The sequence below is a fragment of the Pseudomonas sp. B16120 genome, from assembly GCF_044218845.1.
Lineage (GTDB): Bacteria > Pseudomonadota > Gammaproteobacteria > Pseudomonadales > Pseudomonadaceae > Aquipseudomonas > Aquipseudomonas paracarnis.
Genome location: NZ_CP162588.1, coordinates 1,591,544 through 1,604,975, shown reverse-complemented (window position 1 = coordinate 1,604,975; position 13,432 = coordinate 1,591,544). Strand labels below are relative to the sequence as shown.

At 59.6% G+C, this 13,432-nt stretch carries 14 protein-coding genes; 12 read left to right on the top strand and 2 right to left on the bottom strand.

Annotated features, from left to right (window positions below):
• The first annotated feature begins 111 nt into the window (after positions 1-111).
• Complete coding sequence (locus AB4P90_RS07605; protein WP_395605776.1) at positions 112-2,373, top strand: putative bifunctional diguanylate cyclase/phosphodiesterase; 2,262 nt, start codon at positions 112-114, stop codon at positions 2,371-2,373.
• A gap of 228 nt (positions 2,374-2,601) precedes the next feature.
• On the opposite strand, the gene AB4P90_RS07600 is transcribed toward AB4P90_RS07605, so the two are convergent.
• Entirely contained in the window at positions 2,602-2,904 is a 303-nt protein-coding gene (locus AB4P90_RS07600; RefSeq protein ID WP_014717281.1) for a DUF2288 domain-containing protein, read from the bottom strand.
• 341 nt (positions 2,905-3,245) lie between these two features.
• On the opposite strand from AB4P90_RS07600, the gene AB4P90_RS07595 reads away from it, so the two are divergent.
• From AB4P90_RS07595 to AB4P90_RS07555, 9 genes are all read left to right on the top strand, one after another.
• Entirely contained in the window at positions 3,246-4,373 is a 1,128-nt protein-coding gene (locus tag AB4P90_RS07595) for a branched-chain amino acid ABC transporter substrate-binding protein (protein ID WP_073453860.1), read from the top strand.
• A 227-nt stretch (positions 4,374-4,600) separates the two neighbouring features.
• The gene (gene livH / locus AB4P90_RS07590; RefSeq protein WP_003193535.1) at positions 4,601-5,524 is read left to right on the top strand and encodes a high-affinity branched-chain amino acid ABC transporter permease LivH; all 924 of its coding nucleotides are present in this window, start codon (positions 4,601-4,603) and stop codon (positions 5,522-5,524) included.
• The gene (locus AB4P90_RS07585) at positions 5,521-6,774 is read left to right on the top strand and encodes a high-affinity branched-chain amino acid ABC transporter permease LivM (protein ID WP_014717278.1); all 1,254 of its coding nucleotides are present in this window, start codon (positions 5,521-5,523) and stop codon (positions 6,772-6,774) included. The genes livH and AB4P90_RS07585 overlap by 4 nt, the downstream gene beginning before the upstream one ends.
• Positions 6,771-7,538, top strand: a complete 768-nt coding sequence (gene livG, locus AB4P90_RS07580; RefSeq protein WP_003193538.1) for a high-affinity branched-chain amino acid ABC transporter ATP-binding protein LivG — start codon at positions 6,771-6,773, stop codon at positions 7,536-7,538. Before AB4P90_RS07585 ends, livG begins: the two co-directional genes overlap by 4 nt.
• Position 7,539: 1 nt before the next feature.
• On the top strand, positions 7,540-8,241 hold the full coding sequence (locus tag AB4P90_RS07575) for an ABC transporter ATP-binding protein (RefSeq protein ID WP_003193540.1): 702 nt from the start codon (positions 7,540-7,542) through the stop codon (positions 8,239-8,241).
• Between the two features lie 258 nt (positions 8,242-8,499).
• A complete protein-coding gene (locus AB4P90_RS07570) occupies positions 8,500-8,796 on the top strand; it encodes a DUF2282 domain-containing protein (RefSeq protein ID WP_014717277.1) in 297 nt (98 codons plus the stop codon).
• Positions 8,797-8,818: 22 nt separating this feature from the next.
• Positions 8,819-9,697 carry a DUF692 domain-containing protein gene (locus AB4P90_RS07565; protein ID WP_014717276.1) on the top strand — a complete coding sequence of 293 codons (879 nt, stop codon included), beginning with the start codon at positions 8,819-8,821 and terminating at the stop codon, positions 9,695-9,697.
• Positions 9,694-10,470, top strand: a complete 777-nt coding sequence (locus AB4P90_RS07560; protein ID WP_014717275.1) for a DUF2063 domain-containing protein — start codon at positions 9,694-9,696, stop codon at positions 10,468-10,470. The genes AB4P90_RS07565 and AB4P90_RS07560 overlap by 4 nt, the downstream gene beginning before the upstream one ends.
• Complete coding sequence (locus AB4P90_RS07555) at positions 10,467-10,952, top strand: DoxX family protein (RefSeq protein WP_014717274.1); 486 nt, start codon at positions 10,467-10,469, stop codon at positions 10,950-10,952. Before AB4P90_RS07560 ends, AB4P90_RS07555 begins: the two co-directional genes overlap by 4 nt.
• On the opposite strand, the gene AB4P90_RS07550 is transcribed toward AB4P90_RS07555, so the two are convergent.
• The gene (locus AB4P90_RS07550; RefSeq protein WP_014717273.1) at positions 10,943-11,857 is read right to left on the bottom strand and encodes a LysR family transcriptional regulator; all 915 of its coding nucleotides are present in this window, start codon (positions 11,855-11,857) and stop codon (positions 10,943-10,945) included. The genes AB4P90_RS07555 and AB4P90_RS07550 overlap by 10 nt on opposite strands.
• A gap of 145 nt (positions 11,858-12,002) precedes the next feature.
• Between AB4P90_RS07550 and AB4P90_RS07545 the strand changes: the two genes are divergently transcribed.
• A complete protein-coding gene (locus AB4P90_RS07545; RefSeq protein ID WP_014717272.1) occupies positions 12,003-12,602 on the top strand; it encodes a short chain dehydrogenase in 600 nt (199 codons plus the stop codon).
• 96 nt (positions 12,603-12,698) lie between these two features.
• Entirely contained in the window at positions 12,699-13,370 is a 672-nt protein-coding gene (locus tag AB4P90_RS07540) for a COG3650 family protein (protein ID WP_014717271.1), read from the top strand.
• Positions 13,371-13,432: the final 62 nt, after the last annotated feature.

Here is a 13,432-nt window from a genome sequence, read left to right as displayed (position 1 = left end):
ATAATTTGAGATCAAAACGCCATTACTCATGGCAAATCTCGAGAGACTTCTATACTCGACCTCATAGGTCATCGCCGCTGGCAGTGACATGGCTCTGTGACGGGATAAGCTATGGAATGGCTGGGGCAGCATTTTTTTACCGACCTTCCAGACAGCGGGCATTTATTGCTCAACTGCAGTCATAACCCGTTTCTGGTGCTGCTGGCGTACCTGGTCGCCTGCGCGGCGGGTTTCGGTACCCTGGACATGGCCGAACGTGTGGGCCATGTCGAAGACCCCACCGCCCGCCGCCATTGGCGCTGGCTGGGTGCCGGTTGCCTGGCAGGCGGCATCTGGTCGACCCACTTCATCAGCATGCTGGCCTTCCAGGCCCCCATCGCCATTCACTACGAACTGATCATGACGTTCGCCTCGCTGCTGATCGCCCTGATCGCCTCGTTGCTTGCCATGCAGACCCTCAGTCATACCCACCTGCGCTTTCATCAGTACCTGGTGGCTTCGGTGTGGATGGGGCTGGGTATCGCGTTGATGCACTACGTGGGCATGTCAGCCATGCGCTCCCAGGCCCAGGTGTACTTCGAAACACGGCTGTTTTTGGCCTCGGTGGCGATTGCCATGGGCGCCAGCCTGGCCGCATTGTTGCTGTCCAGTTACCTGCGCAACGGTGCCGGCGTGTTTCACCAACTGCTCAAATACGCCGCCAGCCTGGTGCTGGGCGCCGGGATTCTGAGCATGCACTTCACCGGCATGGCGGCTATGCAAATGCTGGTGCCCAGTGGCGCGGATCTTTCGTTACCGGCGGATAACAACCCGATTCAACTGGGCCTGTCGGTCGCCATGATCACCTTGCTGGTAATCGGCAGCAGCATCAGCGCAGCCCTGGCCGACAAGAAGTTGCAACACAAGGAGCGTGACCTGCGTCGGGTCAACGCGCTGCTCAGCGAACTCGACCAGGCCCGCGCTTCGCTGCAACAAGTGGCCCACTTCGACGCACTGACCAGCCTGCTTAACCGCCGTGGTTTCAATCAGATCTTTGCGGAAAAAGTCGCGGAAAAAACCCGCAGCCAAGGCATGCTGGCGGTGATCTTCCTTGATATCGACCATTTCAAGCGTATCAACGACAGCCTGGGCCATGACGCGGGCGACCAGTTGCTCACAGTGCTCGCCGGGCATATCAAGGTCTCGATACGCAGCCATGAAGATGTAGTGGCACGCTTTGGCGGCGATGAGTTCTGCATCCTGGTCAATATTCATCACCGCGACGAAGCCCGGCACATGGCCCAGCGCATCATGCAGAAGATGAAAGAGCCCATTGAACTGGCCGGCCGACGCATGGTGATGACCACCAGTATCGGTATCAGCCTGTTCCCCGAGGACGGCCACACCTGCGAAGAGCTGCTGAAAACCGCCGACCTGGCGCTGTACCAATCCAAGGATGCGGGGCGCAATTGTTTGAACTTCTTCAGTTCCAACCTTAAAACCCGTGCCTTTCTTGAGCTGCAACTGGAAGAAGAACTGCGCGCCGCCTTGCGTACGCGCAGCCAGCTGGTGCTGTTTTATCAACCGATCTTTGACATGAAACTGGGCAAGGTCACACGCCTGGAAGCCCTGGTGCGCTGGCAGCACCCCCAACACGGGCTACTGGCCCCGGACCGCTTTATCGGCATCGCCGAGAACAACGGACTGATCGCCGAGCTGGACCACTGGGTATTGCGTCAGGCCTGTCACGACCTGAGCCTGTTGTCTGACCGGGGCTACACCGAGCTGATCATGGCCGTGAATTGCTCGGCGCTGAACCTGGCGCGTGACGAACTGGCCGATGAAATCGAAGACGCCCTGCGCTTCGCCGGCATAGGCACCAACCGCCTGGAACTGGAAGTCACTGAAAACGCGTTGATGGGCAACATCAGCAGTACCTTGGCGCTGTTGCGGCAGATCCGCGCCCTGGGTGTGTCGCTGGCCATTGATGACTTCGGCACCGGCTATTCGTCGCTGGCTTACCTCAAGCGCTTGCCGCTCAACACTTTGAAGATCGACCGCTCGTTTATCCAGGACATCCCCAAGTCCACCGCAGACAGTGAAATTGTCCAGGCGATTATTGGCATGGCCCACACCCTGCACTTGCAGGTGGTCACCGAGGGCGTGGAAACCCAGGCGCAGTTCGAGCTGCTGCTCAAGCATGGCTGCGACTACATCCAGGGCTACCTGCTCAGCCCGGCGGTGCCTTTCGATGACATCATCGGCGTGATGCAGGGCATTGCCATGCGCAATCCGTTATATCTGCCAAGCGTGGAAGGCAACGACGCTGCGCAGCCAAAAGACCCGGCGCCAGGGCGTATCGGCTCGCCTTCTATTGTCAGGCCGATTCGCTGAGACCCGGGCACGGGGAGTGGTGGTGTGATCGTTGCTTCTCTTCACGCCGCGTCATACCCGGAAACAATTGCGCCACTCATTCCTTCTGCCCTCAACTGTTCCCGTGACGCTTACGTCACCCTCGGCTGTGACCTTTCTCTACGGCAAGGTGCCATCACGCGTTGAGCGGTTACTCGGCTACACACTTCACTCCGTGAAAAATACGCACCTTTTTCGTGCGCGCCATTATTACCGCGCCCTTTCCTGGATCAGGATCCACGGCGAGACCACTACCGCCCATAAGCTTGGATCCCGTTCCACCAGGTCCAATGCCCGCGTCGCAGACACCTCGCCAAGGGTGCCTGCAGCCAGCCAGGCGGCGACTTTGTCACGGTTGTCTTCGGCCATTCCTTCGGCGGCCTCGATCAAATCCAGGCCGGCATCGACCCACAATAGGGCACCCTTGGCAAAGAACGGTTCAAGCTCCTTCCAGGAAATTTCGGCGGTTTCACCGAGCAGCTTGGCATAGAGGGTGCTTGGTTCTTGCGTCATGGGAATTCACCTGAGTAAAAAATCGGCGCAATCATAGCCCCGTCGCTCAGGCAGAAAAACCCAGTAGCAAATGAAGTAGCGATTGAAACTGCCAGGAAAGCCACGGAATGCCTTGAAAGCTATCAGCAACCCGGCGCAATTCTGTCTTTTTCTTTCACTTAAGCGACACACCCAGGTTTTGCCCCCAGCTGCCAGCTTTTCAAGCGATCAACCGGCGCTCTACACTGTACCGGTACAGTTGCCAGGGCAATGCCGGGGGGATATCCGCGATATCTGATCCGGTTCTGCAGCTCACAAGGCCGCTAGAACTATAAAAAATACAACAGTAAGAGTGGAGCACTATGAATAAGGCTACTAAGCAGATTTCCAAACTGTTTGCCGCTATGGTCCTGGCTGGGGTTGCCGGCCATTCGTTCGCAGCCGACACCATCAAGATCGGCATCGCCGGCCCCAAGACCGGTCCGGTGACGCAATACGGCGACATGCAATTCATGGGTGCCAAGCAAGCCATCAAAGACATCAACGCCAAGGGCGGCGTAGACGGCAAGATGCTTGAGGCCGAGGAATACGACGACGCTTGCGATCCAAAGCAAGCCGTGGCCGTTGCCAACAAAGTGGTCAATGATGGCGTCAAGTTCGTGGTTGGTCACCTCTGCTCCAGCTCCACTCAACCCGCCTCCGACATCTATGAAGACGAAGGCGTGATCATGATTACCCCGGCTGCCACCAGCCCGGAAATCACCGCCCGTGGCTACAAGCTGATCTTCCGCACCATCGGCCTGGACAGCGCCCAAGGCCCGGCAGCCGGCAACTACATCGCCGACCACGTGAAACCGAAGATCGTTGCCGTACTGCACGACAAGCAGCAGTACGGTGAAGGCATCGCCACCGCCGTTAAACAGACCCTCGAGAAGAAAGGCACCAAGGTTGCCGTCTTCGAAGGCCTGAACGCTGGCGATAAAGACTTCTCCTCGATCATCCAGAAACTCAAGCAAGCCAACGTCGACTTCGTCTACTACGGCGGTTACCACCCTGAGCTGGGCCTGATCCTGCGCCAAGCCAAGGAAAAAGGCCTGAACGCCAAGTTCATGGGCCCAGAGGGCGTGGGTAACGACTCTATCTCGCAAATCGCCCAGGGCGCTTCCGAAGGCCTGCTGGTGACCCTGCCGAAATCCTTCGACACCGACCCTGCCAACAAAGCCATCGTTGAAGAGTTCGCCAAGAACAAGCAGGACCCAACCGGTCCGTTCGTGTTCCCGGCCTACTCGGCGGTTGAGGTCATTGCCGGCGGTATCAAGGCCGCCAAGAGCGAAGACACCGCCAAAGTGGCCGAGGCCATCCATGCCGGTACCTTCAAGACCCCTACGGGCGACCTGAGCTTCGACGCCAAGGGCGACCTGAAGGACTTCAAGTTCGTGGTCTACGAATGGCACTTCGGTAAACCAAAAACCGAAGTTTCCCCTCAGTAAGCCAGGCGTTACTGGTCAACAAGCCCACTGTGCAAGCAGTGGGCTTTGTTTTACGAGGTTTATGGGCCATGTCACCCGCGATCCGGGCGCTGGCTCACCTGAAAATCTTAAAACCGTCACCAGCGGTTCGCTGGCAAACGCTTTGTGCAACCTGGTCACAGAACAGGGCACCGAGCCGGAAATGACTCCACCAGTGAAATGCGTATCGGGTTTTTAGGAGCGCTGTAATGCCTGAGATCTATCATTTTTTCCAACAGCTGGTTAATGGCCTGACCATTGGCAGCACCTATGCCTTGATAGCCATTGGCTACACAATGGTTTACGGCATCATTGGAATGATCAACTTCGCCCATGGCGAGGTGTACATGATTGGTTCCTACGTGGCCTTTATCGCCCTTGCCGGGCTGGCCATGATGGGGATCCACTCCCTGCCGCTGTTGATGACCGCTGCGTTCCTGGCGTCGATCATCGTGACCAGTGCCTATGGCTACAGCATCGAGCGGGTTGCCTACCGTCCCTTGCGTGGCAGCAACCGTTTGATCCCGCTGATTTCTGCCATCGGCATGTCGATTTTCCTGCAGAACACCGTATTGCTGTCCCAGGACTCCAAGGACAAGTCCATTCCCAACCTGATTCCGGGGAGCATCTCCTTCGGCCCGGGTGGCGCACAAGAAGTGCTGATTTCGTACATGCAGATTCTGGTTTTCGTGGTCACCCTGGTGGCCATGCTGGGCCTGACGCTGTTCATCTCTCGCTCCCGTCTGGGCCGCGCCTGCCGGGCCTGCGCCGAAGACATCAAGATGGCCAACCTGCTGGGCATCAACACCAACAACATCATCGCCCTGACCTTCGTCATTGGTGCTGCGCTGGCGGCCGTGGCGGCCGTGTTGCTGAGCATGCAATACGGCGTGATCAACCCCAACGCCGGCTTCCTGGTGGGCCTCAAGGCCTTTACCGCAGCGGTATTGGGCGGCATCGGCAGCATTCCGGGCGCCATGCTCGGCGGGCTGGTGCTGGGTGTGGCCGAAGCCTTTGGCGCCGATATCTTCGGTGACCAGTACAAGGACGTCGTCGCGTTCGGCCTTTTGGTTCTGGTGTTGTTGTTCCGTCCGACCGGCATCCTGGGCCGTCCGGAGGTTGAGAAAGTATGAGCAGATATCTTAAATCGGCGTTTTTCAGCGCCTTGCTGGTATGGGCCGTGGCCTTTCCGGTACTCGGCCTCAAGCTGAGCATTGTCGGCATCAACCTGGAGGTGCACGGCACCGGGCCAGTGACCCTGACCATCATCGCCCTGTGTTCGGTGCTGATGTTCCTGCGTGTACTGTTCACGCAGCAGGTCGGTGCCTTGTTCAAGGGCAACCGTGGCCCATTGGTGTCGCCCAAGGTCAGCCAATTTCTGACCCTGCCGCGCACCCAGCGCTACATCATCATCGGGTTGATCATCGCGGCGCTGATCTGGCCGTTCTTCGGCTCGCGCGGCGCGGTCGACATTGCCACCCTGATCCTGATCTATGTGTTGCTGGGCCTGGGCCTGAACATCGTAGTGGGCCTGGCCGGCCTGCTCGACCTGGGTTATGTGGGCTTCTACGCCGTGGGTGCCTACACCTACGCGCTGCTCTCGCACTACCTGGGCTGGAGCTTCTGGATCTGCCTGCCACTGGCCGGTATGGCAGCGGCTACGTTCGGCTTCCTGCTGGGCTTCCCGGTGCTGCGCCTGCGCGGTGACTACCTGGCCATCGTGACCCTGGGCTTCGGGGAAATCATTCGCCTGTTCTTGCGTAACCTCACCGATATCACCGGTGGCCCCAACGGTATCAGCAGCATTCCCAAACCGACGTTCTTCGGGCTGTCGTTCGACCGCACCGCCGCCGAAGGCATGCAGACCTTCCACGAGTACTTCGGGATTGCCTACAACCCGGTGAGCAAAGTGGTGTTCCTGTACCTGGTCGCGCTGTTGCTGGCATTGGCGGCTCTGTTCGTGATCAACCGCCTGCTGCGCATGCCCATCGGGCGCGCCTGGGAAGCGTTGCGCGAAGATGAAATCGCCTGCCGCGCCCTGGGCCTGAACCCGACCATCATCAAGCTATCCGCGTTCACCCTGGGCGCTGCGTTCGCAGGCTTTGCCGGCAGCTTCTTTGCCGCTCGCCAAGGCCTGGTGACGCCGGAATCGTTCACCTTTATCGAGTCGGCGATCATTCTCGCCATCGTGGTATTGGGTGGCATGGGCTCGCAACTGGGCGTGATCCTGGCGGCCATCGTGATGATCCTGCTGCCGGAAATGATGCGTGAGTTCAGCGAATACCGCATGTTGATGTTCGGCGCCATGATGGTGCTGATGATGATCTGGCGCCCTCAAGGCCTGCTGCCCATGCAACGTCCACACATGGAGCTGCGCAAATGAGCCGCGAGATCCTGAAAGTCGAAAACCTGAGCATGCGCTTCGGCGGTTTGCTGGCGGTCAATGGCGTGGCCCTGACCGTCAAAGAGAAACAAGTGGTAGCGCTGATCGGCCCCAACGGCGCCGGCAAGACCACGGTGTTCAACTGCCTCACCGGTTTCTACAAGCCGAGCGGTGGCAGCATCCTGCTGGACGGCCAACCCATACAGGGCCTGGCCGGCCACGAAATCGCCCGAAAAGGCGTGGTGCGCACCTTCCAGAACGTGCGGTTGTTCAAGGACATGACGGCGGTTGAGAACCTGTTGATCGCCCAGCACCGTCACTTGAACACCAACTTCTTCGCAGGTCTGTTCAAGACCCCGGCGTTCCGCAAGAGCGAGCGCGAGGCCATGGAATACGCGGCGTACTGGCTGGACAAGGTCAACCTGACCGAGTTCGCCAACCGCCCGGCAGGCACCCTCGCCTACGGCCAGCAACGTCGCCTGGAAATCGCCCGCTGCATGATGACCCGCCCGCGCATCCTGATGCTCGACGAACCTGCCGCGGGCCTGAACCCCAAGGAAACCGAAGACCTCAAGGCGCTGATCAGTGTGCTGCGTGAGGAAAACAATGCCACGGTGCTGTTGATCGAACACGACATGAAACTGGTCATGAGCATCTCCGACCACATCGTGGTGATCAACCAGGGCACGCCGCTGGCCAATGGGACGCCGGAGCAGATCCGCGACAATCCTGAAGTGATCAAAGCCTACTTGGGGGAAGCGTAAAATGCTGCAATTCGAAAACGTTTCCACTTTCTACGGCAAGATCCAGGCCCTGCACAGCGTCAACGTCGAAGTACGCCAGGGTGAGATCGTGACCCTGATCGGCGCCAACGGGGCTGGCAAATCGACCTTGCTGATGACCTTGTGCGGTTCGCCGCAAGCCTACAGTGGCAGCATCCGCTACATGGGTGAAGAACTGGTGGGCAAGCACTCCGCCGAGATCATGCGCAAGAGCATTGCGGTGGTGCCGGAGGGCCGTCGGGTGTTTTCGCGCCTGACCGTGGAAGAGAACCTGGCCATGGGTGGGTTCTTTACCGACAAGGGCGATTACCAGGAGCAGATGGACAAGGTGCTGCACCTGTTCCCCCGCCTCAAGGAACGCTTCAGCCAGCGCGGCGGCACCATGTCCGGCGGCGAGCAGCAAATGCTCGCCATCGGCCGGGCGCTGATGAGCAAGCCCAAGCTGTTGTTGCTGGACGAGCCTTCCCTGGGCCTGGCACCGATCATCATCCAGCAGATCTTCGACATCATCGAACAACTGCGCAAGGACGGTGTGACGGTGTTTTTGGTGGAGCAGAACGCCAACCAGGCGCTGAAAATCGCTGACCGTGCCTATGTGCTGGAGAATGGCCGGGTGGTGATGCAGGGCACTGGCGAGCAATTGCTGACGGATCCGAAGGTGCGGGAGGCGTACCTCGGCGGCTAAGAAAGAGCAAGTTCTAAATGGGAGCTGGCTTGTGTGGGAGCTGGCTTGCCTGCGATAGCATCACCCCGGTGTATCTGAAGAACCGAGGCGTTTGCATCGCGGGCAAGCCCGACTCCCACATTTTCTTTGTATAAGCCATTAAATAGGTGTTGTTTTGCAGTTTTTTTCGATGGCTTTGTAACGAATTCCCTCCCCCTTTCTCTAGTGGTGCATGCAGGCAATCAAGCCTGCGCATTCAACCACTGCTGGAGACACACCATGACCACCAAACTGTCCGCTGCCACCCTCGTTCTGGCCCTTGGTTCTGCCCTGAGCCTGTCCGCCCTGACCACCACCGCCCACGCGGCCGACGACATGCAGAAATGCTTCGGCGTGGCTGAAGCCGGCAAGAATGACTGCGCCGCGGGCGCCGGCACTTCCTGCGCTGGCACCTCCAAAACCAAAGACCAGGCCAATGCCTGGAAGCTGGTCCCCGCCGGCACGTGCACCCAGACCCCAAGCACCACCTCGCCGACCGGTTTTGGCCAGGAAGCGGCCTTCACCGCCAAATCCTGAACCCCGCGCAGCCTGAGTACTGATGATGACGCCTACAGCCCAACACGCGGTCTCACCGGCTCAGGTGCCCGGCCTTCCCTATCGGGCCGGGCTGGGGCTCAAGACCGAGCACTTCACCGAGGTGCTCGAGACCCGCCCCGACATCGGTTTTTTCGAAGTACACGCCGAAAACTACATGGTGGCCGGCGGCCCGTTTCATCACTACCTGGGGTTGATTCGTGCGCAGTACCCCCTGTCACTGCACGGCGTCGGCCTGTCTATTGGCGGCGAAGGTCCTCTGGACCGCGAGCACCTGGCACGCCTGGCCACGCTGATCGAACGCTACCAACCCCAGTCTTTTTCCGAACACCTGGCCTGGTCCAGCCACGGCCCGGTGTTTCTCAACGACCTGCTGCCCCTGGCCTACGACGCCAGCACTCTGGAGCGGGTATGCGAACACGTGGACCAAGTACAGAGCACGCTCAAGCGCCCGATGCTGCTGGAAAACCCGTCTACTTATCTGCAGTTCCAGCGCTCTACTTTGGACGAAACCGACTTTATCAGCGAGATCGTCCGCCGGACCGGTTGCGGCCTGCTGCTCGACGTCAACAACGTCTACGTGTCCTGCATCAATCACCAGCGCGACCCGCTGGCCTACATCGATGCCCTGCCATTGCACGCGGTGGGTGAGATTCATCTGGCCGGTTTTGCCGAAGACACCGACAGCCTGGGCGACCGCCTACTAATCGACGACCACGGCGCGCCGATCGATAACGCCGTGTGGCAGCTGTACGCACAGGTACTGGCGCGAACCGGAGCGGTGGCGACGCTGATCGAGCGGGATAACCAGGTGCCCGCGTTCAGCGTGCTGCAAACAGAGGCCCGGCAGGCCGAATGGTATTTGTCGCAGGTGGACAGATGAGTATTCAGCAAACATTCGCCGAGGCTTTACTGGCCCCGCAAGCAACCTGCCCCGAGGGCGTGTTCAGCAGCAACGGTGCTGAGCCGACGAGCCGCTTTGCGGTGTATCGAAACAATGTCCATAGCGCGTTGATCAATGCTTTGGCGGCCGCCTACCCGGTGGCCCGGCAACTGGTCGGCGATGAATTCTTCCGCGCCATGGCCGGCCTGTATGCCCAGGCTCATCCGCCCACCAGCCCGTTGATAAGTGAGTACGGCAGCACGTTCTCTGACTTTATCCAAGGTTTCGAACCGGCCTCGAGCGTGCCCTACCTGGCCGATGTCGCCCGGCTGGAACGCTTGAGGGTTCGCGCTTATCACGCGGCGGATTGCCAGGTTCTGGATCAGCACAGCGTACTTCGGCAACTGCAAGGCTGCGCGCAACTGGGGCAACTGCGTGTACGACTGCATCCGTCACTTGCCACGCTGGAATCTTCCTACGCGGTGGTATCGGTCTGGGCGGCGCATCAGGTCGACGGGGCTATCGCCACTTTGCACCCTTGGTATGCCCAAGGCGCGCTGGTCGTGCGCCAAGGCTTAGCGGTCAAGGTGTTCGCCATCGACCGCGGGTCTGTGACCTTTATCAACCGCCTCAACCAAGGCGCCGGGCTGGAAATGGCCATCGCTGATGCCCTGGAAGCCTCCACCGAATTCGATTTGCACCAATGTCTCACGCTGTTGATCAGCCACGACGCCATCACTCATTTGCATCTGCAACCCGAGGTATTGCCATGAACATTCCCGCTCCTTGCCTGGTAAAGCGAACCGTCGCACTGTTTGAAAAAATCCCCTACAGCCTGATCGCCTTTATCGCGCGCTTCTCCATTGCGGCGGTGTTCTGGAAGTCTGGCCAGACCAAGGTCGAAGGCTTTGCCATTGACCTGATCAGCGGCACCTTCCAATGGGGTGAGCCCAAACTTGCCGCCTCGACCCTGTTTTTATTTCGCAGCGAATACCAATTGCCTCTGCTGTCGCCCGAGGTGGCCGCGCACTTGGCAACCTTTGCCGAGCACTTTTTTCCGGTATTGATCCTGCTGGGGTTCGCCACGCGCTTTTCGGCCCTGGCCTTGATCGGCATGACCCTGACCATCCAACTGTTCGTCTACCCCGACGCCTATCCCACTCATGGCACCTGGCTTGCGCTGTTATTGCTGTTGCTTGCCAAAGGCCCAGGTTGGCTGTCCATCGACCACCTGATTGCCCGTCGTTATCGCTGAAGTCGATCCAGTGCCTCGCCGCTGCGCTTGAACCAGTCCACCAGGTAGTCGGCCAACACTTGGGTACGCCGTGGCAGGCCGCCTTGGTAGGGATGCACCAGGTACATCGGCATGCTGCGCGTCTGATAGTCGCGCAGCAGCCAGCGCAATCGGCCATCAGCCAGCTCCGTGGGTAAAACGTAGGACGGCAGGCGAGCAATACCGGCGCCGACCAAGGCGGCTTTTTTCAGCAGGTTGTAGTGGTTGGAGGCGAAGGTGCCGCTCACCTTTACCCGCAGCAATTCGTGTTGCTGGTGGTACAACCATTCCTCGCGACCACTGTAATGACTGTTGAGCAAACAGCTGTGCGCCGCCAGGTCTGCCGGGGTCTGCGGCTCGCCATGCTGTTCCAGATAGGCCGGGCTGGCGCAGGTCATCTCATGCCAGGCCAGTAAAGGCCTGGCTACCAGGCGTTCATTTTCGAGGGCGCCCGAGCGAACGCCCAAGTCAAAGCCATCGCGCGCCAGGTCCCGGTAGCTGTTGTTAAGCTCCAGCTCGATCTGCACCTGCGGGTATTGCTTGGAAAATTCCAGCAACAAGCCATCGAAAAAGGTTTCACCCAACGACACCGGGACAGTCATACGTACAGGGCCGGCCAAATCATCTTTGAGCCGCGCCAAGGCCTGGCGCGCGCGTTCCACCTGCACCACCAATGCTTGTGCCTGGGGCAGCAACGCCGCGCCGGCAGCAGTAAGGCTCAGCTTGCGCGTGGTGCGGTGCAGCAAAACCACGGCAAACTGCGCTTCCAACTGGCTGATGCGCTTGGACAACTGCCCTTTGCTGCAGCCCAATTGTGAGGCCGCCACAGTGAAACTGCCGGCTTCGATCAGCACGGCGAACGCCGCCAAGTCATCCATTTCGCTCATGGACTGTTTCCATTTGAAAACCAAAGGTTGCCTATTAGCGCGTTTATCCAGCTAAAAAGCCACACTAGACTGAATGCAAATCCCAACCCCTGCAGGAGCGAGCAAGCTCGCTCCTGCAGGGAGTCAGCCCCAGAGGAACAGCACGATGAAAATCCTATTGATTGGTGCCAGCGGCACCATCGGTTCAGCAGTCAAGGCAGAGTTGGCCCAGCGCCACGAAGTGATCAGCATCGGCCGCACCAGCGGTGACTTCCAGGTGGATATCAGCGATAGCAACTCGATCCGTAAGCTGTTCGAGCAGACCGGCAAGTTCGACGCGCTGATCTGCGCGGCAGGCAGCGTCAACTTCGTGCCCCTGGCAGACATGAACGACAGCGATTTCGAACTGGGCCTGCGTGACAAACTGATGGGCCAGGTCAACCTGCTGTTGATCGGCCGTGAATACGCCAACGACGGTGCTTCGTTCACGTTCACCAGCGGCATTCTGAACCGTGACCCGATCCGCACCGGCGCTTCGGCGGCCTTGGTCAACGGTGCATTGGACGCCTTCGTCAAAGCGGCGGCCATTGAGTTGCCACGCGGCCTGCGCATCAACTCGGTCAGCCCGACGGTGTTGCTGGAAGCCATGGGCAGCTATGCTCCCTATTTCCGTGGCTACAAACCTGCCCCGGCCGCCGATGTGGCACTGGCTTACGCCAAAAGCGTCGAGGGCCTGCAAACCGGTCAGACCTTTATCGTAGGTTGAGGGTGAGATCCGTAAGAAACGCCTGAAGCTGGCAAGCGGGCTTGTGATGCACGGCCAGCCTGCGTAACGTGGCGGCAATTGCCTGGAGACCCGATAATGCGCGCCGCCCGTACCCTCGCCCTGTTTGCCTTGCTTCCTGTGTTCGCCGCCTGCCAATTGTTCGAAAGCGAGCCGGCCAAGCCATCGACTGTCGGGCTGACCCGTATGCAGGGTGAGTTGACGGCGGTGGACGGCAAACTGCTGTTCCAGCCCTGTGGCGACCAGCGTAGCTACGTGGTCAACGATACCGGCGGCACCAGCGTCCTGCAGGAAGCCGCCTCGCTGGCTGGCCAGCAGGGCATACTGTTTGCCGACCTGCGTGGCAAGTTTTCCGGGGTCGCCAGCGGCACCCAGGGTTCAGTGGACCTGCAACAGCTGTATCGCGTCGAACGCTCGACCTCAGCGTGCTCTGACCCGGATTTCAAGCGCATGATCCTGCGGGCCAACGGCCATAAACCCGCCTGGGCGATGAACGTCACGGCCAAGGGCATGGTGCTGGAGCGCGAAGGCCAGCCACCTTTGGCAGTGCCGTACGTCGAGGAACAACTGGGCGACGGCCGCTTCAACCTGATGACCGAAGCCAATAACCAGCACATCGAACTATGGGTGGCGCCCCAGCGCTGCGTCGACAGTGTGAGCGGCAGCCTGCAGCACATGAGCGCCGAGCTGCGCGTGAACGGCCAGGTGCAGCGTGGTTGCGCGGCGTTCGGCGGCTCGCGGGACGACTGATTAGCCCCTGTGCTGTTTTAACCTGACGGAAACTTGCCATTGGGGCTTATAATCGCCGGTTT

Coding starts and splice junctions, on each gene's coding strand:
- AB4P90_RS07585 (WP_014717278.1), top strand. CDS start 5,521: ATGAGCAGATATCTTAAATCGGCGTTTTTCAGCGCCTTGCTGGTATGG.
- AB4P90_RS07595 (WP_073453860.1), top strand. CDS start 3,246: ATGAATAAGGCTACTAAGCAGATTTCCAAACTGTTTGCCGCTATGGTC.
- AB4P90_RS07565 (WP_014717276.1), top strand. CDS start 8,819: ATGATGACGCCTACAGCCCAACACGCGGTCTCACCGGCTCAGGTGCCC.
- AB4P90_RS07570 (WP_014717277.1), top strand. CDS start 8,500: ATGACCACCAAACTGTCCGCTGCCACCCTCGTTCTGGCCCTTGGTTCT.
- livH (WP_003193535.1), top strand. CDS start 4,601: ATGCCTGAGATCTATCATTTTTTCCAACAGCTGGTTAATGGCCTGACC.
- AB4P90_RS07545 (WP_014717272.1), top strand. CDS start 12,003: ATGAAAATCCTATTGATTGGTGCCAGCGGCACCATCGGTTCAGCAGTC.
- AB4P90_RS07540 (WP_014717271.1), top strand. CDS start 12,699: ATGCGCGCCGCCCGTACCCTCGCCCTGTTTGCCTTGCTTCCTGTGTTC.
- livG (WP_003193538.1), top strand. CDS start 6,771: ATGAGCCGCGAGATCCTGAAAGTCGAAAACCTGAGCATGCGCTTCGGC.
- AB4P90_RS07575 (WP_003193540.1), top strand. CDS start 7,540: ATGCTGCAATTCGAAAACGTTTCCACTTTCTACGGCAAGATCCAGGCC.
- AB4P90_RS07555 (WP_014717274.1), top strand. CDS start 10,467: ATGAACATTCCCGCTCCTTGCCTGGTAAAGCGAACCGTCGCACTGTTT.
- AB4P90_RS07605 (WP_395605776.1), top strand. CDS start 112: ATGGAATGGCTGGGGCAGCATTTTTTTACCGACCTTCCAGACAGCGGG.
- AB4P90_RS07600 (WP_014717281.1), bottom strand. CDS start 2,904: ATGACGCAAGAACCAAGCACCCTCTATGCCAAGCTGCTCGGTGAAACC.
- AB4P90_RS07550 (WP_014717273.1), bottom strand. CDS start 11,857: ATGAGCGAAATGGATGACTTGGCGGCGTTCGCCGTGCTGATCGAAGCC.
- AB4P90_RS07560 (WP_014717275.1), top strand. CDS start 9,694: ATGAGTATTCAGCAAACATTCGCCGAGGCTTTACTGGCCCCGCAAGCA.